General features: G+C 41.1%; 4 protein-coding genes. 1 reads left to right on the plus strand and 3 read right to left on the minus strand.

The features are described from left to right. Positions 1-249, minus strand: a 249-nt coding sequence (locus tag ABZB17_RS22230; RefSeq protein WP_372653821.1) for a hypothetical protein, incomplete at its 3' end; no start/stop codon positions are given. 77 nt (positions 250-326) lie between these two features. Between ABZB17_RS22230 and folK the strand changes: the two genes are divergently transcribed. After that, entirely contained in the window at positions 327-818 is a 492-nt protein-coding gene (gene folK / locus ABZB17_RS22235) for a 2-amino-4-hydroxy-6-hydroxymethyldihydropteridine diphosphokinase (RefSeq protein ID WP_372653824.1), read from the plus strand. A 152-nt stretch (positions 819-970) separates the two neighbouring features. Here the strand turns inward: folK and hflX are convergent, their stop codons facing one another. Continuing rightward, positions 971-2,185 (minus strand): GTPase HflX, encoded by a 1,215-nt coding sequence (hflX, locus tag ABZB17_RS22240; RefSeq protein ID WP_372653826.1) that lies wholly within the window; start codon positions 2,183-2,185, stop codon positions 971-973. Between the two features lie 73 nt (positions 2,186-2,258). After that, positions 2,259-2,399, minus strand: a complete 141-nt coding sequence (locus ABZB17_RS22245; RefSeq protein ID WP_372653828.1) for an energy transducer TonB — start codon at positions 2,397-2,399, stop codon at positions 2,259-2,261. Positions 2,400-2,404 lie beyond the last annotated feature (5 nt).

Raw genomic sequence — 2,404 nt, forward strand, 5'->3', positions numbered from 1 at the left:
CAGCCCGATTGTTTTTATCGAGCTAAAAAATCCGGGCAGTTCAAGATCTTCAAAAGGATCGTTCGGAGCACGGTCTACAATACTTTTACTTAAGTCAATTACTAACATCGACTGGTCGGTTACCGTAATCTCTTTATCGGCAGAGGCAATAATAGCCCCAAAAACGATAAACATCAGAAAAATACCAATTAACGATATGGCCAGGAAACCAACAATGGTCGCTAATACGTATTTGAAGAATTCTTTCATATTTTTGTAATTTTATTCATGTTCCGATTTAGTGAATGAGTACCATTTTTATCACGGAATTACAAATATAAGATACAATGAACAAGGTATTTCTTGGAATAGGCGGAAATATTGGCGATAAGGATAAAAATTTTAAACGCACCCTCGAACTGATTGACTTAAAATTAGGTAAAATAATCCAAAAGTCATCGGTTTACGAAACACCACCGTGGGGTTTTCATTGCGAAGATGTGTTCTGGAACCAGGTAGTGGCTATTGAAACCAAACTTGAGGCGGAAGAATTGCTGTGGCGCATCCACGAAATGGAGGCCGATTTTGGCCGGAAACGTGGCAATGAACGCTACTCGTCGCGCGAAATGGATATTGACATCCTGTATTTTAACGACGAGTTTATGGAGTCGAAAGATCTGATCGTTCCCCACCCGCGCATTCACGAACGACGTTTTGTTCTTGTTCCGCTGGTTGAAATTGCCCCGAAAATGAAACACCCGCTTCGGCGTTTAACCAGCATTGAAATGCTGGAAAACTGCCTCGACAAATCGGTGATAAAAAAAGTTGAAATGGAATAAAACCTGAATGATGAATTTCGATTAACGAATTTTGATTTCAGATTGAACAGCACGAATCTACCATCTAATTTACAGCACATTACAATATCTAATACATAATAATAGCAGTGGCCTGCACTTTCATCTTTAGGAGCAAAATAAAAGAACCATGTTTATTCCTGAATTCCTTTTGTCCAGTCCGAATCATAAAGGTAATCGTTATACGGAAAACGCTGCGAGTGAATCCCCTTCACTTTTTCGTAAAGTTCCATCTTAAACTCTTCGATATTCGTTTTTTCTTTTGCTGAAATGAATAATGCCGGGGTGTTGCTTTTTGCCATCCACGAGCTTTTCCACTCTTCCAGGGTGAAATTATCTTTTGTACGTGGCGAAAGATCATCCTCATCTTTTTCCTCGTAGGTAAAAGCATCAATTTTATTGAAGATGTAGAAAGTTGGTTTATTGCCGGCATCGATTTCTTTCAGTGTAGTGTCAACCGTTTCAATCTGTTCTTCAAATCCCGGATGCGAAATATCAACAATGTGTAGCAAAATATCTGCCTCGCGCACCTCGTCGAGTGTTGATTTAAACGATTCAACCAATCCGTGTGGCAGTTTGCGGATAAAACCAACCGTATCGGCCAGAAGGAGAGGCAGGTTTTCGATCACCACTTTTCGTACCGTAGTATCGAGTGTTGCAAAAAGTTTATTCTCGGCAAACACTTCCGACTTGGCCATCATATTCATAATGGTCGATTTACCAACGTTGGTATACCCCACCAAAGCCACACGCACCATTTTGCCACGGTTTTTGCGCTGAATAGCTTTTTGTTTGTCAATTTTTACCAGCTGAGTTTTTAAGCGGCTGATTTTGTCAAGAATAATACGGCGGTCGGTTTCTATCTGGGTCTCACCCGGACCACGCATACCAATACCACCACGCTGACGCTCGAGGTGAGTCCACATTCGTGTTAATCGCGGAAGCAAATACTGGTACTGCGCTAACTCAACCTGTGTTTTTGCATGAGCTGTTTGTGCCCGCTTTGCAAAAATATCGAGGATAAGATTGGTACGATCCAGTACCTTACATTCTAACTCGCGTTCAATATTTCGTAATTGAGTTGGTGTAAGTTCGTCGTCGAAAATTACCGTATCGGCCTCAACAACTTTAATGTATTGATTAATCTCGTCGAGTTTTCCCGGGCCAACGAATGTGGCTTTATTCGGAACATCCAGCTTTTGTGTGAATTTTTTTAATACTTGCGCACCCGCAGTATCGGCCAAAAACTCCAACTCGTCGAGGTACTCTTTTGCCTGACGTTCATCCTGATCCTGGTTGATCAGTCCCACAATAACCGCTTTTTCTGTTATAGGTGCTGTTTCTATCATTTACTTTATTTTAGTCAAAAAAAAACTCCTGCTTCGAAAGAAACAGGAGTGCAAAAATATTGTTTTTTATTTGTTACTGCAACACGAAGTTAATTGGTACCGTGTACGATACATTAACCGGTTTTCCTCGCTGTTTACCTGGCTTCCATGCAGGAAGCGCATTTACCACACGAAGAGCTTCTTTATCCAACGAAGGGTCAACTCCCCTTGCGATTTTAG

Source organism: Draconibacterium sp. (genome assembly GCF_041583095.1).
Lineage (GTDB): Bacteria > Bacteroidota > Bacteroidia > Bacteroidales > Prolixibacteraceae > Draconibacterium.

Bases quoted from the DNA above. Each gene is read 5' to 3' on its own strand.
- hflX (WP_372653826.1), bottom strand. From the start codon at position 2,185: ATGATAGAAACAGCACCTATAACAGAAAAAGCGGTTATTGTGGGACTG.
- folK (WP_372653824.1), top strand. From the start codon at position 327: ATGAACAAGGTATTTCTTGGAATAGGCGGAAATATTGGCGATAAGGAT.